At 60.3% G+C, this 24,960-nt stretch carries 22 protein-coding genes and 1 riboswitch; of the genes, 18 read left to right on the forward strand and 4 right to left on the reverse strand.

Translation table 11 applies throughout. From position 1 onward, the window contains the following. Positions 1-153: 153 nt before the first annotated feature. The 10 genes from cas3 to D3F01_RS08260 all read left to right on the forward strand — a co-directional run bounded on the left by cas3 (position 154) and on the right by D3F01_RS08260 (position 11,819). Positions 154-2,916 carry a CRISPR-associated helicase Cas3' gene (cas3, locus tag D3F01_RS08215; protein ID WP_242887757.1) on the forward strand — a complete coding sequence of 921 codons (2,763 nt, stop codon included), beginning with the start codon at positions 154-156 and terminating at the stop codon, positions 2,914-2,916. After that, positions 2,903-4,546: a type I-E CRISPR-associated protein Cse1/CasA gene (casA, locus tag D3F01_RS08220; RefSeq protein ID WP_242887759.1), complete on the forward strand. Its 1,644-nt coding sequence runs from the start codon at positions 2,903-2,905 to the stop codon at positions 4,544-4,546. The genes cas3 and casA overlap by 14 nt, the downstream gene beginning before the upstream one ends. After that, positions 4,543-5,166: a type I-E CRISPR-associated protein Cse2/CasB gene (gene casB / locus D3F01_RS08225; RefSeq protein ID WP_117535588.1), complete on the forward strand. Its 624-nt coding sequence runs from the start codon at positions 4,543-4,545 to the stop codon at positions 5,164-5,166. The genes casA and casB overlap by 4 nt, the downstream gene beginning before the upstream one ends. A gap of 1 nt (position 5,167) precedes the next feature. Next, on the forward strand, positions 5,168-6,247 hold the full coding sequence (cas7e, locus tag D3F01_RS08230) for a type I-E CRISPR-associated protein Cas7/Cse4/CasC (protein WP_097770204.1): 1,080 nt from the start codon (positions 5,168-5,170) through the stop codon (positions 6,245-6,247). Positions 6,248-6,249: 2 nt separating this feature from the next. Further along, positions 6,250-6,936 carry a type I-E CRISPR-associated protein Cas5/CasD gene (gene cas5e / locus D3F01_RS08235; protein WP_242887761.1) on the forward strand — a complete coding sequence of 229 codons (687 nt, stop codon included), beginning with the start codon at positions 6,250-6,252 and terminating at the stop codon, positions 6,934-6,936. Between the two features lie 6 nt (positions 6,937-6,942). After that, the gene (gene cas6e / locus D3F01_RS08240) at positions 6,943-7,584 is read left to right on the forward strand and encodes a type I-E CRISPR-associated protein Cas6/Cse3/CasE (protein WP_117535590.1); all 642 of its coding nucleotides are present in this window, start codon (positions 6,943-6,945) and stop codon (positions 7,582-7,584) included. 588 nt (positions 7,585-8,172) lie between these two features. Continuing rightward, the gene (locus D3F01_RS08245) at positions 8,173-9,195 is read left to right on the forward strand and encodes an aminotransferase class I/II-fold pyridoxal phosphate-dependent enzyme (RefSeq protein ID WP_005930152.1); all 1,023 of its coding nucleotides are present in this window, start codon (positions 8,173-8,175) and stop codon (positions 9,193-9,195) included. 126 nt (positions 9,196-9,321) lie between these two features. Then, positions 9,322-9,837 (forward strand): PTS glucose transporter subunit IIA, encoded by a 516-nt coding sequence (locus tag D3F01_RS08250; RefSeq protein ID WP_181966878.1) that lies wholly within the window; start codon positions 9,322-9,324, stop codon positions 9,835-9,837. Positions 9,838-10,008: 171 nt separating this feature from the next. Then, positions 10,009-11,355: a dicarboxylate/amino acid:cation symporter gene (locus D3F01_RS08255; protein ID WP_242887763.1), complete on the forward strand. Its 1,347-nt coding sequence runs from the start codon at positions 10,009-10,011 to the stop codon at positions 11,353-11,355. Positions 11,356-11,501: 146 nt separating this feature from the next. Beyond that, on the forward strand, positions 11,502-11,819 hold the full coding sequence (locus tag D3F01_RS08260; RefSeq protein WP_081733101.1) for a hypothetical protein: 318 nt from the start codon (positions 11,502-11,504) through the stop codon (positions 11,817-11,819). A gap of 110 nt (positions 11,820-11,929) precedes the next feature. On the opposite strand, the gene D3F01_RS08265 is transcribed toward D3F01_RS08260, so the two are convergent. The 4 genes from D3F01_RS08265 to D3F01_RS08280 all read right to left on the reverse strand — a co-directional run bounded on the left by D3F01_RS08265 (position 11,930) and on the right by D3F01_RS08280 (position 16,277). Further along, positions 11,930-12,970 (reverse strand): YeiH family protein, encoded by a 1,041-nt coding sequence (locus D3F01_RS08265; RefSeq protein WP_005930142.1) that lies wholly within the window; start codon positions 12,968-12,970, stop codon positions 11,930-11,932. 95 nt (positions 12,971-13,065) lie between these two features. After that, entirely contained in the window at positions 13,066-13,860 is a 795-nt protein-coding gene (locus D3F01_RS08270; protein WP_242887776.1) for a TPM domain-containing protein, read from the reverse strand. A 12-nt stretch (positions 13,861-13,872) separates the two neighbouring features. Next, on the reverse strand, positions 13,873-14,973 hold the full coding sequence (locus D3F01_RS08275; protein WP_242887779.1) for a Trm112 family protein: 1,101 nt from the start codon (positions 14,971-14,973) through the stop codon (positions 13,873-13,875). A gap of 14 nt (positions 14,974-14,987) precedes the next feature. After that, positions 14,988-16,277, reverse strand: a complete 1,290-nt coding sequence (locus D3F01_RS08280; RefSeq protein ID WP_242887781.1) for an SPFH domain-containing protein — start codon at positions 16,275-16,277, stop codon at positions 14,988-14,990. Between the two features lie 203 nt (positions 16,278-16,480). Then, positions 16,481-16,587, forward strand: a riboswitch (TPP riboswitch). A gap of 180 nt (positions 16,588-16,767) precedes the next feature. Here D3F01_RS08280 and thiW point away from each other — a divergent pair. The 8 genes from thiW (at position 16,768) to cysS (ending at position 24,887) form a co-directional block, all read left to right on the forward strand. Continuing rightward, on the forward strand, positions 16,768-17,283 hold the full coding sequence (gene thiW / locus D3F01_RS08285) for an energy coupling factor transporter S component ThiW (RefSeq protein WP_005930128.1): 516 nt from the start codon (positions 16,768-16,770) through the stop codon (positions 17,281-17,283). Positions 17,284-17,295: 12 nt separating this feature from the next. Next, entirely contained in the window at positions 17,296-18,117 is an 822-nt protein-coding gene (gene thiM / locus D3F01_RS08290) for a hydroxyethylthiazole kinase (RefSeq protein WP_242887784.1), read from the forward strand. Then, a complete protein-coding gene (thiE, locus tag D3F01_RS08295; protein ID WP_156067168.1) occupies positions 18,104-18,742 on the forward strand; it encodes a thiamine phosphate synthase in 639 nt (212 codons plus the stop codon). The genes thiM and thiE overlap by 14 nt, the downstream gene beginning before the upstream one ends. A 205-nt stretch (positions 18,743-18,947) precedes the next feature. Then, complete coding sequence (gene thiC / locus D3F01_RS08300) at positions 18,948-20,258, forward strand: phosphomethylpyrimidine synthase ThiC (protein ID WP_242887786.1); 1,311 nt, start codon at positions 18,948-18,950, stop codon at positions 20,256-20,258. 178 nt (positions 20,259-20,436) lie between these two features. Further along, on the forward strand, positions 20,437-21,258 hold the full coding sequence (locus D3F01_RS08305; RefSeq protein ID WP_005930117.1) for a Cof-type HAD-IIB family hydrolase: 822 nt from the start codon (positions 20,437-20,439) through the stop codon (positions 21,256-21,258). A 17-nt stretch (positions 21,259-21,275) separates the two neighbouring features. After that, the gene (locus tag D3F01_RS08310) at positions 21,276-22,280 is read left to right on the forward strand and encodes a 3'-5' exonuclease (RefSeq protein ID WP_242887796.1); all 1,005 of its coding nucleotides are present in this window, start codon (positions 21,276-21,278) and stop codon (positions 22,278-22,280) included. Between the two features lie 139 nt (positions 22,281-22,419). Next, positions 22,420-23,022, forward strand: a complete 603-nt coding sequence (locus D3F01_RS08315; protein ID WP_242887799.1) for a VTT domain-containing protein — start codon at positions 22,420-22,422, stop codon at positions 23,020-23,022. 467 nt (positions 23,023-23,489) lie between these two features. Next, the gene (gene cysS / locus D3F01_RS08320; RefSeq protein ID WP_242887802.1) at positions 23,490-24,887 is read left to right on the forward strand and encodes a cysteine--tRNA ligase; all 1,398 of its coding nucleotides are present in this window, start codon (positions 23,490-23,492) and stop codon (positions 24,885-24,887) included. Positions 24,888-24,960 lie beyond the last annotated feature (73 nt).

Raw genomic sequence — 24,960 nt, forward strand, 5'->3', positions numbered from 1 at the left:
CCGAAAAACGGCAAACATCGAAAAAACTGAAAAAACCTGAAAAAAGCAGCAAACATCCGCTTTATAGGACTTTTTGTGTGCTATTCTATCCTCAGAGGAACCCCGATGATGCGGAAAAAGCGATTTTCCTGACTGCAGTGGAGGTGGAACAGGATGAGACGACGAACGCTTTCTTACGAGGTACGGCTGTTTGCAGGCAAAACAGACCCGGTGAACAGCGGTTTCTGGCTGCCGCTCTGGATGCACCTGCGGGATACGGCGGGTATTATGGTGTATCTGGTGCAGAAGTGGCTGCCGGAAAGCGTCCGTCAGCATATCGAGCTGGACGAGGACCTGCTGACACAGACCGCCTGCTTTCTGGGGTGGGTTCACGACCTGGGGAAGATATCCGCGGCTTTCCAGGGGCCAATGATGGCACATTTGCCGGAGCCCGGACAGCACCTGGAAAAATACACAACGCTCAGTTACCGGGAACAGAACCGCAAGTATTCACGTCACGCGCTGGCGAGTGAGGCCATTTTGCGGTGGCTGAAATGCCCCAATGGGCTTGCATCGGTAGCAGGAGCGCACCATGGCAAGCCACAAACCGGGAAGGACGTACTTGACCAGCTGGGCGATGAGGAAGAAGGTTGCTGGGAATCCAACTACTGGCCCGAGGGCGAGCAGAAATTCTGGGAGAGCTGCTGGCGGGAACTGTTTGACTACGCCTTGCAGGAAAGCGGCTTTTCCAGCGTGGACGAGCTGCCGCAGTTGACCATCCCGGCTGAGATCCTGCTGACCGGCCTGCTCATCATGGCGGACTGGGTCGCCAGCAATACCCGGTACTTTCCGCTCATCCCTGTGGAAGAGGTGGGCAGCGATACCCTGTATCCTGCCCGTGTCGATCGGGCGTGGGAAGCGCTGGACCTGACCTCTCCGTGGGAGGTGCAGTCAGATGTGACGGAACCGGGGGCGTTTGCGGAACGGTTCGGCTTTCCGCCCAACGAAGTCCAGCGGGCCATGCTGGAAGCTGTCAGCCAGGCCCAGGAACCGGGGGTGTTCATTCTGGAAGCACAGATGGGCGTGGGCAAGACGGAAGCCGCGCTGGGTGCGGCAGAGATTTTAGCCAAGCACGGCGGCGAGGGCGGCATCTTCTTTGGTCTGCCCACCCAGGCCACCGCCAATGGCATCTTTGGGCGGCTGCTGGCATGGGCTGAAAAGCAGCCGGATGGGTTGGAGCACTCCATCAAGCTGGCCCACGGCATGGCCGAACTGAACGAGGCCTACCTCCGATTGCAGCAGGACACGGTGCGGGTGGAGGAAGATCTGGAAGCGGACCCCGATGCTGACCCGGAGAGCCGGGTGATGGTGCATCAGTGGTTCCGCGGCAATAAGCAGGGGCTGTTGGCTGATTTTGTCATCGGCACGGTGGATCAGCTGCTGATGGCGGCGTTACAGCAAAAACATGTGATGCTGCGCCACCTTGGCCTTGCGGGCAAGGTGGTGGTCATTGACGAGTGCCACGCCTATGACGCTTACATGAACTGCTATCTTGACCGGGCGCTGACCTGGCTGGGCCGGTACAAAGTGCCGGTGATCCTGCTTTCCGCTACCCTGCCCGCCAAGCGCCGGGTCGAGCTGGTCAGGGCCTACCTGAATGGAAGAACCGCTCCGGACGGCTTATGGCAGACCTGCAGGGGCTATCCGCTGCTGACCTGGACGGACGGCAAACGGGTGGAGCAGACGACTATCCCACTGGAAACCGAACCGCGCAGAGTGGAGACATTCCCGCTGACCGAGGAACAGTTGACTGACACTCTGCGCAGTGCCTTGCGGGAGGGCGGCTGTGCGGGCGTGATCGTCAATACCGTAAAAAAGGCGCAGGCCATTGCGGCCCGTCTGCGGGCAGAACTGCCGGAGTTTGAGGTGGTGGTATTCCACGCTCAGTTCCTTATGCCAGACCGTGCCGCCAAAGAAGAGGCGCTGATGAAGCGCATCGGCAAGCACTCCACCCCGGAACAGCGGGATAAGCTCATTGTGGTGGGCACGCAGGTGCTCGAGCAATCCCTTGATATCGATCTGGATTTTCTGGTCACAGAGCTCTGCCCCATGGATCTGCTTTTACAGCGCATCGGACGACTGCACCGCCACGAGGGGCGGGCTCGTCCCCGGCCGGTGGCGCAGGCCCGCTGTGCCGTGCTGGACACTGGGACGGAGGAGTTCGACGAGGGCAGCAAGGCGGTTTACGGGGAGTGGCTGCTCTGGCGCACCCGCAAGTTCCTGCCTGCCGCCATCACCCTGCCCGATGACATTGCCCCGCTGGTGCAGGATGTCTATGGCTGGGAGCCCGACCCTTTGCCCGCCAGCCCGCAGAGCACTGCGGCCCGGGCAGAGTACGAAAAGGCCCAACAAATCAAAATGAGCAAGGCAGAGACCTTTACCATCCTGCCGCCGGAAGAGCACAGAAAGCGCCCTTCCCGGAATACGCTGGATAATTGGATGAATGATGTGGGTGCGGTCAGTGACAACGGTGCCCGCGCGGCGGTGCGTGACGGAGACCCTTCTGTTGACGTGCTGGTCCTGATGCGGGATGCGGCGGGAAATGTCCGCTTCCTGCCCGATGAAACGGGGCATCCCGGTGCCTGCGTGCCCACGGACGAGCCGCCTCAGCCGGAGATGGCGCTTCAAATTGCACGGCAGAAGCTGCGCCTGCCCGGATATTTCAGCAAGCGGTGGTCGGTGGAACAGACCATCGACGCACTGGAAGCCCGGAACCGGGAAGTGTTCGGGCTGTGGCAGCAGTCGCCGTTGCTGCGGGGAGAACTGATCTTACTGCTGGATGACCACCTGACCGCACAGCTTGCCGGGCAGGTGCTGCAATACGACCGTGAAAACGGTCTGACTTACCGGAAGGAGGAAGAGAATGAAGCAAATTGAGTATAATTTGCTGGAGGAACGCTGGGTGCGGGTGCGCGGGCAGGATTACACCGTGCAGGAAGTTTCTCTGTCGGATGCCCTGCTGCACGCCCACGAATACCGTGACCTGGCCGGAGAACTGCCCACGCAGGATGCCGCCATGCTGCGGCTGCTGTTGGCGGTTCTGCACACGGTGTTTTCCCGGGTGGATGAAAACGGTACTCCAGCCCCCTTTGAGGAAACGGACGATGCTCTGACCCGCTGGGAGGAGCTGTACCGGCTGGGGCATTTTCCGGAAGCGCCCATCCGGGCCTATCTGGAGCAGTGGCGGGACCGCTTCTGGCTTTTCCACCCGGAACGCCCCTTCTGGCAGGTGCCGGAAGCGAAGATCGGCACAGAATACACCGCTTCCAAGCTGAACGAGGAGCTTTCCGAGAGCAGCAACAAGCTGCGGTTATTCTCGTCCTATGCGGGTGAGGGCAAGGAGGGCCTGACTTATGCCCAGGCGGCCCGCTGGCTGCTGAGTGTGAATGGCTACGATGACACCTCTGCAAAGCCCAAGGGCAAGGGTCTGCCCTCGGTGGGCGCTGGCTGGCTGGGAAAGCTGGGGTACATTCAGGCGCAGGGCAGCAACCTGTTCGAGACTTTGATGCTGAACCTCACTCTGCTCAAGGATGGCGTAGAACTGTGGGGGGAGAATCATCCCTGCTGGGAACTGGAACAGCCCCACAGTGCAGAGCGCACAGAGATTGCCCTGCCGGACAATCCTGCGCAGCTGCTGACCCTGCAATCCCGGCGGCTCCTGCTCGACCGGGAAGGGGAGACCGTGACCGGCTTTACCCTGCTGGGCGGCGATTTCTTCCCCCGGGAGAACGCATTTGCAGAACAAATGACCGTCTGGCGTGACCCGGATGCCAAAAAGAGCAAAAAGACCGGGCAGGTCACCTTTGTGCCCAGCCGTCACGACCCGGCAAAGCAGTTCTGGCGGGAGTTTCCGGCAGTGTTCTGCGAGGAAGGGGAAAGCGTCCGCAGGCCCGGCGTTGTCCGCTGGGTGGAAATGCTTCAAAATGACCCGGACTGCCCGCTGGAACGCAAGCGGCTGATCCGCTTTGCCATCAGCGGCATGAAGTACGGAGATAAGGATTTTTTTGTAAACGATTCCTTCAGCGACAGCCTGACCTTTCAGGCCGCGCTGCTGGGAGAACTGGGACGGCGCTGGACAGTGCCCATCCGGGATGAGATTGGGCGCTGCGAGCAGGCCGCGCAATGCGTCGGCCGCCTTGCCTGGGAGCTCTCCCTTGCGGCGGGAGATAAGAACGATACGACCGCGGAATCCGCCCGCACCCAGTTCTACTTTACCATCGACCAGCCGTTCCGGCTTTGGCTGCAGAGCATTGATCCCGAAACGGACAAGCTGGACGAAAAAGCCGATGAATGGCAGGAGAAAGCCCGCAAACTGGCCGCAGAGCTGGGCCGCCAGATGGTGGAGCGGGCCGGGAATGCCGCCTTTGTGGGCCATAGGGTCGAGGTGAAAACAGGCGGTAAAAAGGACGAAAAGAAAACCGTTCTGTATACGGCCCCCAAGGCCTACAATAGCTTCCTGTACAATCTGCGGAAGCTCTACCCGAAGAAAGAAGGAGGAACAGCATGATAACGGATGCGATCCATGATTATGTGGCCGGACAGCTGAGCGGGCTGTGGAGCCTGCCCAAACCCCAGCGGCGTGCCCGGCTGGCAGAGCTGCGCCGGGGCGTTGGGCATCAGCCCGGCGACCTGCCGGCGCTGTGGGGCAGCTTCCTGCAGGAACTGCCCAAAGAGCTCTGGGGCAGGGAAACGGCGGCAGGAGAGTGCCGGGAACCATCGGAAGCCGAGTGGGCGGTCTACCTTGCCCTGACTCTCTACGCCCTGCACCAGCAGGGAGAAGAGAACGTTTCCATGAATGAAAAGGGCTGCACGCTGGGCAGGGCGGTGCGTCTGCTGGCCCAGAATTCCGCAGCTGCCGCGCAGGACTGGACCGAGAGCAGCGTCCTGCGCCGATTCAACGCACTGGCCACAGCGGATTCCATGCCCGAGGTGTCCCACTACCTCCGGGGGATGGTGCAGCTGTTCCGGGGAAATGAACCGAAGCTGAAACTGGATTACCCCCGGCTGGCTGTGGAGCTGTACCGGTTCCAGCTCCCGGATCAGGCAGCCAATGTCCGCCTGCAGTGGGGCCGGGACCTCTACCAGATGAATGCCGACACACCTGAAACCGAAGAAAAGGAGAATTGAAATGGATACCAAGCGTCTGTATGTTGATTTTCATGTGCTGCAAACGGTGCCGCCCAGCTGTGTGAACCGCGACGATACCGGCAGCCCCAAGACGGCTGTCTATGGCGGTGCCACCCGCGCCCGGGTATCCTCTCAGGCGTGGAAGCACGCGATCCGAGAGATGTTCAAAGATGAGTACATGCTGAATGCCGAAGATATCGGCAGCCGAACCAAAAAGATTGCAGATGTGGTGGAAAAGCAGATCAAACTGCTTGCACCGGATGCGGACGCAGCTAAACTGGCAAAGAAAGTAGTCAAAAACACAGGGTTTAAGGTGGACGAGAAGAGCGGAGAGGACAAACTTAAGACATTGTTCTTTTTGAGCGAGGCCCAGGCCAAAGCATTGGCTGAATTGGCGATTGCAGATTGCAATGACCCGAAGCAGTATAAAGATGCACTGGGGACGGCTCCTTCGGTAGATATGGCGTTGTTCGGAAGAATGGTGGCAGATGCGCCTTCCCTGAATTACGATGCCGCCGCTCAGGTGGCCCACAGCATCTCCACCCATGCCGTGCAGAACGAGTTTGATTACTTCACCGCTGTGGATGACTGTGCCCCGGAGGATTCGGCAGGCGCGGGCCATCTGGGCACGGTGGAGTACAACTCTTCCACCCTGTATCGCTATGCTACCGTCAACATGGTGGAACTGGTGCACCTGCTGGGGGCTGAAAAGGCAGCCCAGGCCGTCCGGGTGTTCGGCGAAGCTTTCATCCGCTCCATGCCCACCGGAAAGCAGAACAGCTTTGCCAACCGCACCCTGCCGGATGCTGTCTATGTCACCCTGCGGGAGGATCAGCCTGTGAACCTCTGCGGTGCCTTTGAAAAGCCGGTGCGCAAGAGCCCCGAGGGCTATGCGGAACCCTCCAAGACGGCGCTGAAGCAGTATGCGCAGCAGGTGTATGCCTGCTATGCGGATGCTCCGGCCCAGAGCTTTGCTGTGGGCATCGGGCTGGACGAGCTGGCCCCGGCCATGCCCCTGAACCAGATGCTCACCGCGCTGGAACGTGCCGTAAAGGAGAAGCTGCCCGGAAATGAGGTGTGACCATGGCAACGCTGTTGCTTCGGCTGGCCGCGCCCCTGCAATCGTGGGGTGCGGATTCCAAATTTGAGACCCGCAAAACGAACCGGGAACCCACCAAAAGTGGTGTCATTGGCCTGTTGGCAGCGGCTCTGGGCCTGCGCCGGGACGATGCCGCAGGCCTTGCCCGGCTGAACGGCCTGCACTTTGCCGTCCGTGCTGACCGGGAGGGCAGCCTGCTGGTGGATTTCCACACCGCCAACCGAGAAGAGGATCGGAAAAAAGGCAAGGCTCCTTATGTGACCTACCGCCATTACCTGCAGGATGCGGTCTTTCTGGTGGGGCTGGAAAGCGAGGACACCGCCCTGTTACAGGAGTTGGAAACGGCCCTGAAACATCCGGTCTACCCGCTGTATCTGGGGCGGCGATCCTGCCCGCCCACCCTTCCGCTCTGCCTTGGCCTCCGGGCCGGGGAACTACAGGATACCCTGCGGGCTGAACCGCTGCTGGTGAAACAGAGGAATGGGGCCCCCTTGCACATCGTGGCAGACGCGGACCCGGCGGATGCTGCTGCCGTGCCCCGGCGTGATCTGGCGGTGTCGTTCAGCCCCATCCACCGGCAGTACGGCTTCCGCCCAGTGCGGGAGTGGAACACAAACCCGCCGGAAATGCCCGGCGCGACCGAACATGACGCAATGGCAGAATTGAGGTGAGGAATCATGTATCTATCCCGCGCAGAACTTGACCCGACCCGCCGTGAGACCATGGTGGCGCTGATCTCGCCCCAGAAATTCCATGGTGCGGTGGAAAACGCTTTTCCCGGTGCGCGCCGCCGCAGGCTGTGGCGGCTGGATCAGCTGGGAGAAAAACTGTACCTGCTCCTGCTCAGTGAGGAACGGCCGGACCTGACCGCCCTGTGTGCGCAGTTTGGCACCGGTGCGCCCCCGGAGACCCGGCCCTATGACCCGCTGCTGGAACGGGTGACAGCGGGCAGCTGCTGGCAGTTCCGCCTGACTGCCAACCCCACCCGCAGCAAAAAAGACTCTGCCGACCATACGGCCCGGGGTACCCTGAAACCCTGCTATCTCGAGGTGGAGCAGGAGGAATGGCTGTGGGCGCAGGCCGCAAAGCACGGCTTTGCCGTCTCGGAGGGGTCGTTCGCAGTGACCCGGAAGCAGACCTATCACTTCAAGAAAAACGGCACCCGGCCTGTTACCCTGCTGGCTGTGACCTACGAGGGTGTTCTGCAGGTGACAGACCCGGAGGCCTTCAAGGCCCTGCTGTGCGAGGGCGTTGGCCGGGGCAAGGCCTATGGCCTTGGTCTGATGACCATTATCCACAGGGGAGGAGACCATGGCTGAGATGCCGGGCTTTTCCCCGCCCATGCGGGGGTGATCCCATTCCGACTGCGGAAATTTCTGCCCGGTGGTACTTTTCCCCGCCCACGCGGGGGTGATCCTGCCCCGACCGACCTGCGCGGGCGGCCCATCAACTTTTCCCCGCCTGCGCGGGGGTGCTCCCTACCCCAAAATCATCCGCAAGAAGGGCCTGACCTTTTCCCCGCCTGCGCGGGGGTGATCCCGACTTTGGCCATAACCCAGACGACAACGCATTCTTTTCCCCGCCCACGCGGGGGTGATCCCATGGGCAGCCATACGCCCTCCAGCTCCTTGTTCTTTTCCCCGCCTGTGCGGGGTGATCCTCCGTATTATGCAGTCAACATCTGGCAGAGAGTCTTTTCCCCGCCCATGCGGGGGTGATCCCGATGCGGTCGATGCGGGGGAGAGACGGGTCGGCTTTTCCCTGCCCACGCGGGGGTGATCCCATCTGGCTGAATGGTCTGGTCGGCGCAGGCTACTTTTCCCCGCATGTGCGGGGGTTCTACATTGACAACCCTGCGCAAAAAGCAGATAATAGGTTTATCTTGAATGCAGAGCGAGGGAAAGTATATGCTGTATTTTGAAAACGATTACTGCGAGGGTGCGCATCCGGCGATCCTACAGAAGCTGGTGGAGACCAACTTTGAAAAGGTCTCCGGCTACGGCACCGATCCCTATTGCGCCAGCGCGCGGGAGAAGATCCGCGCGGCGTGCGGCGCACCGGATGCCGATGTCTGGTTCATTTCGGGCGGTACCCAGAGCAACGCCATCGTCATTGCATCGATGCTGCGCCGCTGGGAGGGTGTGCTGGCCGCATCCACCGGCCATGTGGCCGCTCACGAGGCCGGTGCCATCGAGTTCACGGGCCACAAGGTCATCGGCCTGCCGCACACCAACGGCAAGCTGGATGCCGGGACGGTTGAGGACTGGTGCAGGACCTTCTATGCCGATGGCAATATGGACCACCTCGTGTTCCCGGGCATGGTGTACATCTCCCACCCGTCGGAGTACGGTACCCTGTACACCAAGGCAGAGCTGGAGGCGCTGTCCGCTGTCTGCCATAAGTATCACATGCCGCTGTTTATGGACGGTGCCCGTCTGGGTTATGGTCTGGCCGCCGAGGGCACCGATGTGACGCTGGCCGATGTGGCCCGCCTGACCGATGTGTTCTACATCGGCGGCACCAAGGTGGGCGCGCTCTGCGGCGAGGCAGTTGTGTTCCCCCACGGCGCACCGGCTCACTTTATGACCATGGTCAAGCAGCAGGGCGCTCTGCTGGCAAAGGGCCGTCTGCTGGGCATCCAGTTCGATGTGCTGTTCACCGATGACCTGTACCAGACCATCAGCAAAAATGCCATTGAGACCGCCGCCGTGCTCAAGAAGGGACTGGCCGAAAAGGGCTATTCGTTCTTCATGGATTCGCCCACGAATCAGGTGTTCATCGTGTTGTCCAACGAGCAGCTGGCCGCGCTGGAAGGCAAGGCAAAGTTCGGCTTCTGGGAGAAGTACGATGATACCCACACCGTTGTCCGCATTGCCACCAGCTGGGCCACCCGGATGGAAGAGGTGGAGCAGCTGCTGGAGCTGATGTAAGGGCACACCTGCCAAATGGCGGAGCGTCTCTTTGTGCAGGATGCAGATTGTATTTCCCGCGCGGATATGCTATTCTTAACTGGATAAAGGCTGCACTTTGTGCACCGTGGAAGGATGGTTTATATTATGGGCTTTTTTGACAAGCTTTTTGGCGGCAAGGCCGCATCCGAGACGAAATTTTCCGGCCAGAAGATGACGGTCATGCTTCCCATTGACGGCAAGGTGATCCCGCTGGAGCAGCTGCCTGACGAGACTTTTGCCTCTGCGATCCTGGGCCCCGGCTGCGGCGTGGAGCCCACCGGCGACACCGTTTATGCTCCCTTTGACGGCACCGTTACGCAGGTGCCCGAAAGCCTGCACGCCGTTGGTATGATGAGCGATGACGGCATTGAGCTGCTGATCCATGTCGGCATGGACACGGTGGAGATGAAGGGACAGGGCTTTACCTCCCTGACCAAAGAAGGGGCCAAGGTCAAGGCCGGCACCCCGCTGCTGAAGGTGGATCTGGAAGCCATCCGCGCCGCAGGCCACCCCACTGCAACGGCCCTCATCGTGACCAACAGTGATGACCTGCCGGAGATCAGTGTTGCTGCAAACGGCGATGCTGCCGCTGGCACGCCGGTGTTCAAGTTCAAGAAATAAGTGAGCAGATCCCCCGGAAGCAGAGAGCTTTCGGGGGATTTTTGCGGAGAAAAGTCGTACTTATTTGCAAAAAAGCTGTATTTTGCGCGGTTTTCTCTTGCATTGCATGGGAAGCTGTGCTAGAGTAGACAAAGTGTGAGCCAAAAACCGGTACTGTGAGAGGAAAAGTATATGGAAACAAAAAAGAAACACGAATTATCCCTTGCAAAACGCATGGCGATTTCTCTGGTCTGCGGCCTGGTGGCCGGTCTGGCCTTTATGTTCCTGCGGGAGCATCTGAACGCCAGCGGTCAGGCACAGACCTGGACCACCATCAACAACCTGCTGTTCCAGGATATCACCGCCGAGGGCGCTGAGCGAGCCTTTGGCATCTTCTACATCATCGGCCAGCTCTTCATCAAGGCACTGCAGCTGGTGATCATCCCCATGGTCTTTACCTCCATTTCGCTGGCCATCGGCAGCATTGCAGACACCCGCACCATGGGCCGCATTTCCGCAAAGACCCTGTTCTGGTTCCTGCTGTGCTCCTTCCTGGCGCTGCTGCTGGCAGGCTGTGTGGGCTACGGCGCCTACTCCATGGGCCTGTTCAACACCCGCATCGAGGGTCTGGCAGAGGCCAGCGGTTCCACCGGTTCCAACCCCCTGAACGTGGTGCTGAACATCATCCCCTCCAACATCGTCACTGCCTTTGGCAGCAATGGCGCTGTGCTTTCCAGCGTGTTCCTGGCAGTGGCCATCGGCCTGAGCATGAACACCCTGGGCGAGAGCCGCACCGCGACCCTGCGCCGCCTGCTGGGCGAGGTCAACGATGTGGTGGTCGTGTTCCTGAACTTCATCGTCAGCAACTTTGCCCCCTTTGCAGTCTTTGTGCTGCTGACCCGTACCTTCGCCATCTACGGCATCGATTACCTTAAGCCCGCGCTGGTCTATGTGGTGGTCACGGTGGTCCTGCTGCTGGCCTTCCTGATCATTGCCTACCCGCTGGTCATTGCACTGGGTGCCAAGCTGAACCCCTTCACCTTCATCCGCAAGATCGCCAACGTGGCAGTGTTCGGCTTCTCCACCTCCTCCAGCGCCGCCACCCTGCCCCTGAACATCAAGGTGTGCGAGGAAGAGTTCGGCGTGGATGAGAGCATCGCTTCCTTCGTCCTGCCGCTGGGCATGACCATCAACATGGACGGCACCGCCATCATGCAGGTCGTTGCCACCGTGTTCATTGCAGGCTGTGCCGGTTACACCGTCACCCCCGGCCAGCTGGTCGTGGTCGCCCTGCTGGCCCTGCTGGCATCTGTGGGCACCCCCGCCGCTCCCGGAGCCGGTGCTGTCATCCTGTTCACCATCCTGTCCGGCATGGGCTTCGTCAACGACGGCGCTCTGCTGGCCTACTCCCTGATCCTGGCCATCAACCGCCCCATCGAGATGCTGGTCACCTCCCTGAACGTGGTGGGTGATGCAGTTGCCAGCATCTGCGTTGCCAAGAGCGAGGGCCTGCTGAACGAGGAAACCTTCAATAAGTAACAATACGCCGTAACAGGCGCAGCAAAAACTCCCATGCACAGCATCTTCCGATGTGAGCATGGGAGTTTTTTGCGTGGTTGTATCTGTGGGAAGAGTGTGGTATACTCGGCTCAGTTCAACAACTCGGAATTTGAAAGGATGATGATATGATGGATAAATTAAAAAAGAACATGGTTTTCTACCTACTGTTGCTGATAGATTTTTATATCGTTCCTTGGTTTATAAAAAACACAGGAAGTGCAATGATTGTTATGTTAGTAATTATTCCTCTAATATGTTTAATAACCTCTGTTTTTTATGGGATTAGGAATGGTTTTAACTTCTGGTATATTTTGATTGTAGCAATAATGTTTGCGCCATCTATATTTATATTTTATAACTCAAGTGCATGGGTTTATGTAGTTGGATATGCTGTTATTGCATTATTGGGAAATTTAATAGCATTGCCATTAGGAAAAAGATAACTTCGCGTTTGTGGAGCAAAGCGGAACAATAAAAGAGCAGTGCTTCCGGTGGGTGGACCCATTGGAGAGCACTGCTCTTTCTTTGTGGGAATGTTCAGCAGGCAGGAACGTCACAGCGTGCCGTAGGGTGCAATGCCGATCATGTACTCAACGCCAATGGCGACCAGAACGACCAATGTGGAGATGATGAAGCCGTGCAGCATGGGCTTTGCGCCGGAACGGCAGAGTGATTTAAAGTTTGTGTTCAGACCAATGGCCGCCAGAGCCGCGACCATCAGAAACTTGCTGATGGTCTTCAGGCCGGAAACCAGCCCGGCGGGCAGAAGGCCCAGACTGGTCAGCAGGGACATGGCAAGGAACGCAAGGATGAACCAGGGGAAAATGGAACGGATGCTCACCTTGACACCGTTGGCCTGGGCACTCTCTTTCTTTTTCAGGTGCAGGTTGATGGCGGCAAAGACCAGAACAGCCGGAATGATCGCCAGTGTGCGGGTCAGCTTGACCATCGTTGCAAAGTCACCGGCTGCTTCACTGAAAGCGTAACCGGTGGCTACGACGCTGGAGGTATCGTTGACCGCCGTACCGGCCCAGAGACCGAATGCGGCATCGGAAAGCCCGAGCCACCGGCCGAGGAGCGGGAACACAACGATCATCACCGTATCGAACAGGAAGGTGGCGGACATACCGTAGGCGATGTCCATGTCATCGGCCTCGATCACCGGCGCAATGGCGGCAATGGCAGATCCGCCGCAGATGCCGGTCCCAGCGTTGATCAGGCTGCTGGTTTTCCAGTTGAGCCCGAGCGCTTTGCCGATCAGCGCGCCCAGTCCAAAGCAGGTGGCCAGGGTGAAGAGCATGACCGTCAGCGAAAAACGGCCCACGGTCAGCACGGTGCGGATGTTCAGGCTGGCACCCAGAAGGACGATGGCGAATTTCAGGACCTTCTTAGAGGTGAATTTGATGCCGGGCGCGGTTGTTTTGTTGGGCTGGAAAAATGCATTGATGGCCATGCCGATAAACAGGGCGATGACCGAAGCGCCAATGAGGTGGAGCCCGGCGCTGCTTTCCAGCGTTTCCAGCCACTTGGCGATGCAGGCGATGCCCAGTGCCAGCGCGGCTCCGGGGATCAGGGCGGTGATCTTCTTTGACATTCGTTGGGTTTCCTTTCTTTTGCATGTTATACGGAAATAAAAACAAGCGAAAACCACCGGCAGAACCGGTGGTTTATTGCTGGAGAAAAGGGCGCTCAGAACGAGCCGCCGGAGGAGCCGCCAAAGCCGTCGCTGTCCACGGAGGAGCCGCCGGAGCTGCTGCTCTCCTCGTGGGGCGGGTCGTAGACCTGCACACGGTCGGTGTGGGTGTAGTTGTCCACCTGCACCCGCAGCTTTAAGCCTGCGCCGATGTAATCGTTGGCTTCGGTCTTGAGCCGGGCTGTTTTCATCTGGCTGTACAGCACGCCGCAGACGATACCGGCAATGATCATGGGCACGCCGATGACGATGAGGAGCAGGATGGGCCAGCCGCTGGTATCGTTGTCAACATCCAGCGGTTCGCCGTGCTCGGCGTAGAAATCCAGCGTGTCGGCGCACATGGAGAGGTACTCGGAGGCGGCCTCGGCCCAGTCGTTGTCCGAGAGATAGGGGACAACGGCATCTTCGATCTGCTCGATGCGGTAATCGGTAAAGGCTGTCACGCCGCCGCCGTAGGTGATGGTGACATACTTGCGGGAGCCGACTGCCAGCAGGAAGAGGATGCCGCTCTGTTCAGAGCCGCTGCCCAGACCGTTGGCAAGGTAGTAATCTTTGGCGTACTGGCGCTGGTCGGTGTCACCGATGCTGTCCACCACGAGAAAATATACGTCGCAGTCGTGGCCGTCGCTGGCGGCTTCGGCGGAAGCTTCCAGCTGGCTGTAAGTATCCGCATCGAACAGGCCCATCTCGTCCCGCACCAGCGGTGCGGCGGCAAAGGCGGGGATGCTCAGGCAGAGCGCCAGCACCAGAGCGGCCAGCAGGGCGGCAAAGTGTTTTGCAGTGTGTTTCATTCTGCCACCCCCTTATAACAACAGCAGGAACGCCAGCACTGCCATCAGGGGCAGGCTGATGCCCGCAAACCACGCGGCCACCCGGCTCTTGTCCACCGGCAGGTCACCGATGAGCCGCCCGGTCTGCCCGTTCATGGCGAACAGGAAGTCCTTGTCCTTCCACCGGGTGTGGAGCATCCAGACCGGCAGCAGGGCGTAGTGGGCGTGGGTCATATCCACGTTGATGTTCTCGGAAATGGGGTGGATCTCGCTGTAGCCGCCGGTGGTGGCGTGGAGCGCATCGGCCGTGGAGTTGTACATCCGGCGGTAGGCGCGCTCGGCACAGGCATCGGCATCCTCGTCATACCGGTCGGCCAGATAGCCGGGCAGGTAGGCCGTGGAGAAGGGCTTCAGGTCGCCGTAATCAAAGGGCTCAATGGCATCCATGTGGGTGTTGGGCATCTTGCTGGAGCCATCCACCGGCACCTTGGCAAAGGCGGCCGAGCCCTCGCGGCGCACATCGTAGTGCTGGGTGGTGGTCACCATGTAATCACCCTCGCGGTGGCTCTCGGAGTTCTGGCCCTCGTACCGGCCGCGCGCGTCGGCCCTGGCATCGTAGAGCCAGAAGGGGACATATACGCCCTGGATCTCTGCGATGTGGTTCTGGCTCTTGAACGCCTTGGGCAGGAAGGCCTTGCCCTTGTAATATCTGGTCAGCTGGGCAATGGCGGCCTTTTTGTCCAGCCTGAAGGGCAGGATGTACTCCGGCTTCAGTTTCCCGGAGAGCTTGCCGCCCAGCACCGTGGGGTTGCCGCAGTAGGGGCAGGTAGTGGCGGCGGTGGTCTCGTCACAGACCAGCTCGGCCCCGCAGGTGGGGCAGGAGTAGCTGTTCAGGCCCTCCGCCTCGGCCTCGCTCCACACCGGACTGTCCTGCCGGGGCAGGCGGGCGGCTTTTTTGGCATCGCCCTCGGCGGCAGTGTCGGCAGCGGCCTGCTTTTGGGCGTAGCGGGCCTCGATGTCCTTTACGTCGTAGGCCGAGCCGCAGTAATCGCAGACCAGCTTGCCGCTGGCACCGTCATAGTGCAGGGGGCCGGTACAGGCCGGGCACTGATAATTCGTTGTCTTTTCAGCCATGCGTCAGACCCCTCTCAGGCCCCAAAGGGCTTGCCGCACTCGGGGCAGAATTTGGGCGGGTTGGCCGGGTCGGCGGGCACAAAGCCGCAGTTGGCGCACCTGGCGGCGGGCCGGGGCTTGCCGCACTCCGAACAGAATTTGCCGCTGTTCTTTGCACCGCAGCTGCACACCCAGACAGCCGGGGCTTCGGGCCGGGGCTTGCCGCATTCGGCACAGAACTTGCCCGTGTTGCCGGTGTGGCCGCAGCTGCAGGTCCAACCTGCGGCCGGTGCGGCCTGAGGCTGCGCGGCGGTCTGCTGGCCGCCCATCTGGTAGAGATCCCGGGCGTTGACACCGCCCGCTGCAGCGGCCTGGTTCATCCCCATAAAAGCCATGGCGGGACCGGCGGCGGTGTTGGAGGCGGCAGCCTGCATGGCGGAGGCCTGTGCGCCCACCAGATGCGCGGCGGCGCGGGTGGGGTCCATAAAGGCCGCACTGCGCTGCAGCTCTTTGATCATCTGCTCGTCCTCTTCGCTGGCCTTGACACCGGAAACGCCCAGAGAGACGATCTCGATGCCGCGCAGCCTGCTCCACTTGGCGCTCAGCTCCTGATTCAGGGCCTCGGCCAGCTCGGCGGTGTGGCCGGGCAGGGCGGAGTAGCGGATGCCCTGCTCGCTGATCCGGGCAAAGGCGGGCTGCAGGGCGGTCATCAGCTCGGTCTTGAGTTGGCCGTCCAGCGCGTCGCGGGTGTAGGCGTTTTCCACATTGCCGCAGACGTTTGTGTAAAACAGGATGGGGTTGACCACCCGGTAGCTGTATTCGCCGAAGCACCGGATGCCGATGTCGATGTCGATACCGGCGCGCTGGTCCACCACCCGGAAGGGCACCGGGTTGGGGGTGCCGTACTTGTTGCCGGTGAGCTCCCGGGTATTGATATAGTAGATGCGCTGGTCGGAACCGGCCTGCCCGCCAAAGCTGAACCGCTTGCCCAGCTCGGCAAACACGCTGTCGATGTCCTTCAGCCCGCCGCTGAGCAGGGAGGGCTGGGTGCCGGTGCTGTAGGTGTACTCGCCGGGCTCAGCGCAGAGGTCCACCACCTTGCCCTGCTCCACAATCAGCACGCACTGGCCGTCGGCCACGGCGATCACAGAGCCATCCGAGATGACGTTCTCGCTGCCGTGCCGGTTGGCAGAGCGGCCATTGGTCTGTTTCTGGCCCTTGACAGCCAGCACCTCCGCAGGCAGAGCGTCACAATAAAAATATTCCTTCCACTGGTCGCCCATCACGCCGGATGCCGCGCCCAGAGCTGCTTTGATGAGACCCATAACTTCAATCTCCTTTTGTGCCGGGCAGTGCCCCAAAGCAGAGAATGGCTCCCCCGGGCGCTGCGGAATTTGGGACAAGTATAACATAATCCGGGAAATTGTAAAAGCGATTTGGCAAAAAGGCGGCAAAAAGGCGGCAAAAAGGCGGAAGAAAAACTTATTCTTGCTTTTTTGCCCCGGCGGGTGTACAATACCCTACGAAAAACAAAACACAGGGGAGCTCGTAAGGCGGGCTGAGAGGAAGTAACCAAACTTCGACCCTTGACCTGATGCGGATAATGCCGCCGTAGGAAGTCATAGGAAAATGATTTTTTGCAGGAGGCACCGCTGTGGTGTCTCCTGTTTTTTGTTGCCGCAAGCCGCCGCAACGGGCGGCTCCGGGCTGAGGGGGAGCGCCCTGAGCCTTGAAATGACTGCGATGGGAAGCCGTGTTCCGGCGTGAGAGGAGGCCAGCAAGCCTCGACCGCTTTTTGAGAAAGAGGAGTTACCAATGAAAAAATTCTCTGTGAAAAAGCTGGCTCTCGCTGGAATGTTCTGCGCCCTGTGCGTGGTGGGCAGTGTGTTCAGCTTCCCGATGTTCGGCAGCAAGTGCGCCCCCGTGCAGCACATGGTCAATGTGCTCTGCGCCGTGCTGCTGGGCCCCTGGTGGGGCGTGGGCGTGGCCTTTGTGGCCTCGCTGCTCCGCAATATCCTGGGTCTGGGCAGCCTGATGGCCTTCCCGGGCAGCATGTTCGGTGCCCTGCTCTGCGGCCTGGTCTACGCAAAGACCAAAAATCTGATCGCCACCCTGGTGGGCGAGGTGTTCGGCACCAGCATTCTGGGCGGCCTGTGCGCTTACCCGGTGGCCATCTGCCTGATGGGCAAGAGCGCCGGTGACATCGCGTTCTACGCCTACATCGTGCCCTTCCTCATCTCCACCGCTGTGGGTGCGGTCATTGCGGGCGTGCTGGTGTACAGCCTGCAGCACTCCGGTGCCCTGCGCTCCATGCAGAGCAGCCTTTCCTGACGGGGGTGCGTCATGTTTGCAGAGCAGTTTGCCAATGTCCGCGCCAAAAGCCCCCTTATTCATAATATCACCAACTACGTCACCGTGAACGACTGCGCCAACATGGTGCTGGCCTGCGGTGCTTCGCCCATTATGGCCGACGATGCCGCCGAGGTGGAGGATATCACCACCATCTGCGGCGGGCTGAACATCAACATTGGCACCCTGAACAGCCGCACCATTGAATCCATGCTCAAGGCAGGCAAAAAGGCCAATGCACTGGGCCACCCCGTGGTGCTGGACCCTGTGGGCGCAGGCGCTTCCGCCCTGCGCACCAAGACGGCCTACCGCCTGCTGGACGAGGTGCGGTTCACGGTCATCCGGGGCAACATCTCCGAGGTAAAGACGCTGGCTTCCGGCGCGGGCACCACCAAGGGCGTGGATGCCGATGTGGCCGACAGGGTCACCGAGGAAAATCTGGACGGCGCGGTGGCCTTTGCCAAGGCTTTTGCCGCAAAGACCGGTGCTGTTGTGGCCATCACCGGTGCCATTGACATCGTGGCCGATGGGGCAAAAGCCTACTGCATCCGCAACGGCCACCCAATGATGAGTGCCATCACCGGCACGGGCTGCCAGCTCTCTGCCCTGACGGCGGCCTTTATCACCGCCAACCCCGGCCAGCCGCTGGAGGCTGCGGCTGCCGCCGTCTGCGCCATGGGCCTTGCGGGCGAGATCGCCCATGCACGGCTGACCCCGCTGGACGGCAACGCCACCTACCGCAATTACATCATTGATGCCATTTACAATATGACTCCGGCTCAGCTGGAAGAGGGTGCCAAGTATGAAGTGCGCTGAAGAATATATGCGGCTCTACGCCGTCACCGACCGTGCCTGGGTGGGCGGTCAGACCCTCTATCAGCAGGTGGAGAGCGCCCTGAAGGGCGGGGTGACCTGCGTTCAGCTGCGGGAAAAGGAGCTGGACGAGGAAGCCTTCCTGAAGGAGGCGTTTGAGCTTCACGACCTGTGCAAAAAGTACAACGTGCCCTTTTTTATCAACGATAACGTGGACATTGCCATCCGCTGCCACGCCGAGGGCATCCATGTGGGGCAGGAGGATATGGCCGCTGCTCAGGTGCGCCAGCGCGTGGGCGATGAGATGATGATCGGCGTATCCGTCCACAGCGTGGAGGAGGCCCTGGAGGCCGTCCGGCACGGTGCCGACTGTCTGGGCGTGGGTGCAGCCTTCTCTACCCACACCAAGGCAGACGTGGACGTTCTGCCCGAGGGCATGATGAAAGCCATCTGCGATGCCGTGGACATCCCCGTTGTGGCCATCGGCGGCATCCACAAGGAGAACCTGCTCCGGCTCAAGGGCACCGGCGTGAACGGTGTGGCCCTTGTCAGCGCCATCTTCGGCGCGGAGGACATCGAGGCCGAGTGCAGGGAGCTGAAGGCACTGGCGGAGCAGATCGTAAAATAATCTGTCATCCCGCGGCAAACCGGGGGCACCACCTTGGGCCGCGTTACAAAATTCATGGAGAAAACCAACATGAAAAGCGTATTTTGCGCAGGTGCCGGCATCCAGAGCGTACTGCTTTTTCTGAATGACGGCTGCCTGCCCCTACCCCTGTATGACCAGCACCCTGCTGTTCAGAGATAAACTGTCATTTGGAGGAACAGAGCGTATGCAGACTTATACCACACAGATGGACGCTGCCCGCAAGGGCATCGTCACGCCGGAAATGGAGATCGTGGCCAAAAAGGAATACCGCACCACGGAGGAGATCCGTCAGCTGGTGGCTGAGGGCAAGGTGGCCATTCCCGCCAACAAGCACCACACCTGCCTGAACCCCGAGGGCATCGGCTCCATGCTGCGCACCAAGATCAACGTGAACCTGGGCGTTTCCCGCGACTGCAAGGATTACAACGTGGAGATGGAAAAGGTGATGAGCGCCGTCAATATGGGCGCGGAAGCCATCATGGACCTGTCCAGCCACGGCAATACCCAGCCCTTCCGCCAGAAGCTGACCCACGAGTGCCCCGTGATGATCGGCACTGTGCCCGTGTACGATTCCGTCATCCACTATCAGCGCGACCTTGCCACCCTGACCGCGCAGGACTTCATCGACGTGGTGCGCCTGCACGCTGAGGACGGCGTGGATTTTGTCACCCTGCACTGCGGCATCACCCGCAAGACCATCGACCAGATCCGCACCCACAAGCGGAAGATGAACATCGTCAGCCGCGGCGGCTCTCTGGTGTTCGCCTGGATGAGCATGACCGGCAACGAGAACCCCTTCTACGAGCACTTTGACGAGATCTGTGAGATCTGCGCCGAGCACGACGTGACCATCTCGCTGGGCGATGCCTGCCGCCCCGGCTGCCTGGCCGATGCCACCGATGTCTGCCAGATCGAAGAGCTGGTGCGTCTGGGCGAGCTGACCAAGCGCGCCTGGGCACACAACGTGCAGGTCATGGTGGAGGGCCCGGGCCATGTGCCCCTGAATCAGGTGGCCGCCAACATGGAGGTGCAGAAGAGCATCTGCATGGGCGCTCCCTTCTATGTGCTGGGACCCCTCGTCACCGACATTGCCCCCGGTTATGACCACATCACGGCTGCCATCGGCGGTGCCGTTGCCGCCATGAGCGGTGCGGCTTTCCTGTGCTATGTTACCCCCGCCGAGCATCTGGCTCTGCCCAACGTGGACGATGTGAAGCAGGGCATTGTGGCCTCCAAGATCGCCGCCCATGCAGCCGATATCGCCAAGGGCATCCCCCATGCCCGGGATATCGACGACAAGATGGGCGATGCCCGCCGCGTGCTGGACTGGGATGCCCAGTTCGCCTGCGCTCTCGACCCCGAGACCGCCAAGGCCATCCGGGATGCCCGCCTGCCTGAGGATGACCACAGCGACACCTGCTCCATGTGCGGCAAGTTCTGCGCTGTCCGCAGCATGAACAAGGCGCTGGCCGGGGAATACATCGACATCCTGTAACAACGCGTTTTCTTCCTTCTCAGCCGTCCGGTTTTGCTCGCCGGGCGGCTTTTTTGCTTGTCTCTGGGCGGGGAACAGGTTTCCTGCTTTACAGAAAAGGGAAAGCATTGTAAAATAGATGGGTAAGTAATAAAATATCCGGCGGGAAGCCCCTGCCTGAGAACGAGGAATAAAAATCATGGCAAGATCGAATATCCGGGTGCTGGCTCTGGACTTGGACGGCACCCTGACCAATGACGAAAAGATCGTTACCCCCCGCACCCGCGCGGCGCTGGATGCCGCCGCCGCACAGGGCGTGACCATCGTGCTGGCCTCCGGCCGCCCCACGGCGGGCATTCTGCCGCTGGCAAAGGAGCTGGGGCTGGACAAAAAGGGCGGCTGTGTGCTGGCCTACAACGGCGGCAAGATCGTGGACTGCGTGACCGGCGAGGCCCTGTATCAGGTGCAGCTGGGGGCGGAGTTCGTCCCGGAGCTCTGCGAATTTGCAGCCCGGCAGGATGTGGCCATCCTGACCTATAACAGCGAGGGCATCGTGTGTGAGCGGGATCAGGACGTGTGGGCAAACAAGGAGTGCTTTACCACAAAGCTGCCGATGCTCCATGTGGATGATCTTGCCTCCTATGTGGACTATCCGATCTGCAAAATGCTCATCACCCTTGACCCTGCCCGGCGGGATGCTGTCTGCGCCGCCGGAAAGGAGCAGTTTGCGGGCCGGATCGACCTGTACCCCTCCAGCCCCTTCTTCATCGAGGCCGTGCCGCTGGGCGTGGCAAAGGACAGGAGCCTTGCCGCCCTGCTGGAGCGGATGGGCCTGACCCGGGAGAACCTGATGGCCTGCGGCGACGGCCTGAACGACCGCTCCATGATCTCCTATGCCGGGGTGGGCGTTGCCATGCAGAATGCCGAGGATGCCGTCAAGGCTGTGGCCGATTACGTCACCGCCGCCGACAACAACCACGACGGCGTGGCCGAGGCCATCGAAAAATTTATCCTGAACTGAGAGGAACACAAACAACAATGCCACGCAATCTGGTTTTATTTGATCTGGAATGGAACATCGGCTATAAGCCGTATCTCTTTAATTATCATGGCGTGCAGCAGACCTTCCGGGGCGAGATCATCGAGATCGGCGCAGTGAAGATCGACGAGGATGCCAACGTGCTGGATACCTTCGCCATCCACCTGCGGCCCCGCATTTTCCGCACCCTGCAACACCACATCGCCAAGGTGACAGGCCTGACCCAGGCCGACCTGGACCGGGGCGAGCCCATCGTGCAGGGGCTGCGCCGCTTTATGCAGTGGTGCGGCCCGGATGCCGAGTTTGCCGAGTGGGGCATGGATGACGTGCCGGTGCTCAAGCAGAACCTTTTCCTCTGCAATCTGGACGAGAGCCGCCCCACCCAGTGGTATGATCTGCAGCAGATCTTCCTACGGGAGCACCCCCGCAAGGAGGGCGAGGGCATGACGCTGGAAAGCGTTGTGACCCGGATGGGCATCCCGATGGAGCGCCCGTTCCACGATGCCCTGTCCGATACCCTTTACACCGCCGATGTCTGCCGCAAGCTTGACCTGCGGGCGGGTCTGGCGGCCTACCCCACCGAGGAGGAATCTCTGCGGGCAAGTCTCTGCCCCGCCCCCGGCGATTACCGGGACTTCCGGGTGTTCCGCGGCTATGTGGAGCAGTCCACCTGGCGCAGCGACCCAAAGATCATCACTGCCAGCTGCCCGGTGTGCGGCGGGAATCTGCAGCCGGATGATATCTGGCTGAAAAAGGGCAACAGCGGCTGGTATACCTTGTCGGTCTGCCCTGCCTGCGCCGGTACCGGCAATGAGGTTGGAAAGGGCGTATTCCAGCGCTATAAGCTGGCCCGGCGGGACGGCCTGCACTGGAGCTTTGCCCGCTGTGTCCAGATCCCGGACGAAGCCGGGCTTGCCCGCTGGGAGCGGATGCGCGCCCAGCAGATCGAGCGGATGCAGGCCCGGGCCGAAAAGGCCGCCGCTGAAGCCGCCGGAAAAGCATAAAGATCCCCGCCCTGTGCAGGAAAGGCCCCCGCAGTCTCGTAGTATAGGTGATATGACAAAAAAAGCTCGTATTTTGTTCACGGGCGTGTCATAGAAACCGGATATACTAAAGAAAAATGAGAGGGAAGGAACACGCGGGATGGAAATGACGATGATAGGCTGGCTCCACCAGCTGGGAACGCTGGAATTCTGGAAGGCCCTGCTGGAAGGCTTTGGCGGCCTTGGCCCCATTGCGCCCGTGATCCTTGCGATGGTGGAATCCTTTTTTCCGCCGCTGCCGCTCATCGCCATTGTGGCGCTGAACGTTGCGGCCCACGGCGGCCTTCTGGGCTTTGTGTACAGCTGGGCCGGGGTGATGCTGGGCGGTACTGTGATGTTCCTGCTCTGGCGGCGTGTCGTCAAGCGTTTTTTCTGGAAATTTGCCCGCCGCTCGGCCAAGCTGCAAAAGGCGGAGCAATGGGTCAGCCGGTTCGACACCGCGTCCCTGTTCTTGCTGTCGCTCCTGCCCTTTACGCCCTCGTCCTTTATGCACTTTGCCTTCGGCATCTCTGATTTTGACGAGAAGCGCTACCTTGTCACCATGCTGCTGGGCAAGGGCGTGATGGTGGCCATGATGGCCCTTTTCGGGCAGTCGCTGGTGTCCGCCATGAAGAACCCGTTCTACCTTGTGCTTGCCATCGCCATCTGGGCGGGAATGTACTTTGCCAGCAAGCACTTCTGTAAAAAGCACGAGATCGATTGAATCGGCGCAGAGCTGCCGCTGAAATGCCAGCGCCTGCGTTCTGCTTGACTTCTCCCCCCGGCCCGGCTATAATACAGATGTATCAGGAAAAATGCGTTTACCCGGGCAGAGTAGCGCAAAGGTGAGCTGGACAGAGAGAACGGGCCGTTGGCTGGGAGCCTGTTTGCAGCAGCGTGTGTGAAGTGCGCCCGGACAGCACGCCGCGGGAAACCTGCTGGGGAGTATCGCGGCGCGGCAGCCGCCGTTATCGGCTTTGAGCGACAAACAGAAGTGGAACCGCGATTTTGAAAACCGCCTTCGAAGTGATATGCGATATCATATTGCTTTGAGGGTTTTTGTTTTTTCAGGCAGATTCGCAGGAGCTGCCCTCTTTGCCAAGGGCTCCCCCATTAGGGGAGCTGGCGAGTGAAGCGAGACTGAGAGGTTTTGCTGCGGCTTTTGTTTGCCCTACAAGAAGGAGAGTTCTTATGCAGATTTTCAACACCCTGACCCGCCAGAAGGAAGAGTTTGTACCGCAGGTGCCCGGCGAATACCGCATCTATGTCTGCGGCCCCACCGTTTACAACTATATCCACATCGGCAATGCCCGCCCGCTGATCGTGTTCGATACCCTGCGCCGCTATCTGGAATACCGCGGCAACAAGGTCATCTATGTCTCCAACATCACCGATATTGATGACAAGCTCATCAAGAAGGGCCAGGAGGAGGGTACCTCCATGAAGGAAGTGGCCCAGCGCTTTGAGGCCGAGTACCTCAAGGATGCCGCCGGTCTGAACTGCAAAAAGCCCACCGTCCAGCCCCGTGCAACGGAGCACATCCAGCAGATCCTGGACATCGTCAAGGACCTGATCGATTCCGGCCACGCCTACGTTGCCAAGAACGGAGATGTCTACTTCCGCGTCAAGAGCGACCCGGAGTACGGCAAGCTGAGCCACCTCAAGCTGGACGATCTGGAGAGCGGCAACCGCGAGCTGCGCAGCCAGATGGAGGATGACCTGAAGGAAGACCCCGCCGACTTTGCCGTCTGGAAGGCTGCCAAGCCCGGCGAGCCCGCCTGGGAAAGCCCCTATGGCATGGGCCGCCCCGGCTGGCATATCGAGTGCAGTGCCATGAGCCGCACCCATCTGGGCAAGACCATCGACCTGCACTGCGGCGGTCAGGATCTGATCTTCCCCCACCACGAGAACGAGATCGCCCAGAGCGAGTGCGCCAACGGCTGCGAGTTTGCCCACTACTGGATGCACAACGGCTTCATCAACGTGGATAACCAGAAGATGTCCAAGAGCCTGCACAACTTCTTCACCGTCCGCGATGTGGCAGACCTCTACGGCTACGAGCCCATCCGCTATTTCATGCTGACCGCAGGCTACCGGATGCCCCTGAACTACACCGTGGACCTCATCGAGAGCTGCAAGAACAGCCTGGAGCGTCTTTACACCTGCCGCGAGAACCTCGATTTTGCCCTGAGCAAGACCGAGTTCGGCACCGATGAGACCCTGACCGCCAAGGCAGACGAGGCCCGCGCCAAGTTCTGCAAGGCCATGGACGATGACCTGAACACCCCCGATGCGCTGGCTGCCGTGTTCGATCTGGTCAAGGAGATCAACACCCTGTCCGCTGCCTCCTCCAAGGCTGCGCTGGAGGCTGCCGCCAAGGCGTTCGATGAGATCACCGGCGTGCTGGGCCTGATGTACAACCGCAAGAAGGACGAGGTGCCCGCTGAGGTGACGGAGCTGGTGGAAAAGCGCGCCGCCGCCAAGAAGGCCAAGGACTGGGCCGCTGCGGATGCCATCCGCGCACAGCTCACCGAGATGGGCTGGGCTGTCAAAGATACCGCCCAGGGCCCGCAGCTGAGCAAAATTTAACTTGAATCCCGTTATTGACCTGTACGGTACAATGCGGTAAAATGAGGGTGCGGGAACACTGTGCTGTGTGTTC

Origin of the sequence: Faecalibacterium sp. BCRC 81149 (genome assembly GCF_022750605.1) — a bacterium.
In the GTDB taxonomy this organism is placed as follows: Bacteria; Bacillota; Clostridia; order Oscillospirales; family Ruminococcaceae; genus Faecalibacterium; species Faecalibacterium duncaniae.

Excerpts from the sequence above, each read along its gene's own strand:
- cas3 (WP_242887757.1), top strand. The coding sequence starts at position 154 with ATGAGACGACGAACGCTTTCTTACGAGGTACGGCTGTTTGCAGGCAAA.
- casA (WP_242887759.1), top strand. The coding sequence starts at position 2,903 with ATGAAGCAAATTGAGTATAATTTGCTGGAGGAACGCTGGGTGCGGGTG.
- casB (WP_117535588.1), top strand. The coding sequence starts at position 4,543 with ATGATAACGGATGCGATCCATGATTATGTGGCCGGACAGCTGAGCGGG.
- cas7e (WP_097770204.1), top strand. The coding sequence starts at position 5,168 with ATGGATACCAAGCGTCTGTATGTTGATTTTCATGTGCTGCAAACGGTG.
- cas5e (WP_242887761.1), top strand. The coding sequence starts at position 6,250 with ATGGCAACGCTGTTGCTTCGGCTGGCCGCGCCCCTGCAATCGTGGGGT.
- cas6e (WP_117535590.1), top strand. The coding sequence starts at position 6,943 with ATGTATCTATCCCGCGCAGAACTTGACCCGACCCGCCGTGAGACCATG.
- D3F01_RS08245 (WP_005930152.1), top strand. The coding sequence starts at position 8,173 with ATGCTGTATTTTGAAAACGATTACTGCGAGGGTGCGCATCCGGCGATC.
- D3F01_RS08250 (WP_181966878.1), top strand. The coding sequence starts at position 9,322 with ATGGGCTTTTTTGACAAGCTTTTTGGCGGCAAGGCCGCATCCGAGACG.
- D3F01_RS08255 (WP_242887763.1), top strand. The coding sequence starts at position 10,009 with ATGGAAACAAAAAAGAAACACGAATTATCCCTTGCAAAACGCATGGCG.
- D3F01_RS08260 (WP_081733101.1), top strand. The coding sequence starts at position 11,502 with ATGATGGATAAATTAAAAAAGAACATGGTTTTCTACCTACTGTTGCTG.
- D3F01_RS08265 (WP_005930142.1), bottom strand. The coding sequence starts at position 12,970 with ATGTCAAAGAAGATCACCGCCCTGATCCCCGGAGCCGCGCTGGCACTG.
- D3F01_RS08270 (WP_242887776.1), bottom strand. The coding sequence starts at position 13,860 with ATGAAACACACTGCAAAACACTTTGCCGCCCTGCTGGCCGCTCTGGTG.
- D3F01_RS08275 (WP_242887779.1), bottom strand. The coding sequence starts at position 14,973 with ATGGCTGAAAAGACAACGAATTATCAGTGCCCGGCCTGTACCGGCCCC.
- D3F01_RS08280 (WP_242887781.1), bottom strand. The coding sequence starts at position 16,277 with ATGGGTCTCATCAAAGCAGCTCTGGGCGCGGCATCCGGCGTGATGGGC.
- thiW (WP_005930128.1), top strand. The coding sequence starts at position 16,768 with ATGAAAAAATTCTCTGTGAAAAAGCTGGCTCTCGCTGGAATGTTCTGC.
- thiM (WP_242887784.1), top strand. The coding sequence starts at position 17,296 with ATGTTTGCAGAGCAGTTTGCCAATGTCCGCGCCAAAAGCCCCCTTATT.
- thiE (WP_156067168.1), top strand. The coding sequence starts at position 18,104 with ATGAAGTGCGCTGAAGAATATATGCGGCTCTACGCCGTCACCGACCGT.
- thiC (WP_242887786.1), top strand. The coding sequence starts at position 18,948 with ATGCAGACTTATACCACACAGATGGACGCTGCCCGCAAGGGCATCGTC.
- D3F01_RS08305 (WP_005930117.1), top strand. The coding sequence starts at position 20,437 with ATGGCAAGATCGAATATCCGGGTGCTGGCTCTGGACTTGGACGGCACC.
- D3F01_RS08310 (WP_242887796.1), top strand. The coding sequence starts at position 21,276 with ATGCCACGCAATCTGGTTTTATTTGATCTGGAATGGAACATCGGCTAT.
- D3F01_RS08315 (WP_242887799.1), top strand. The coding sequence starts at position 22,420 with ATGGAAATGACGATGATAGGCTGGCTCCACCAGCTGGGAACGCTGGAA.
- cysS (WP_242887802.1), top strand. The coding sequence starts at position 23,490 with ATGCAGATTTTCAACACCCTGACCCGCCAGAAGGAAGAGTTTGTACCG.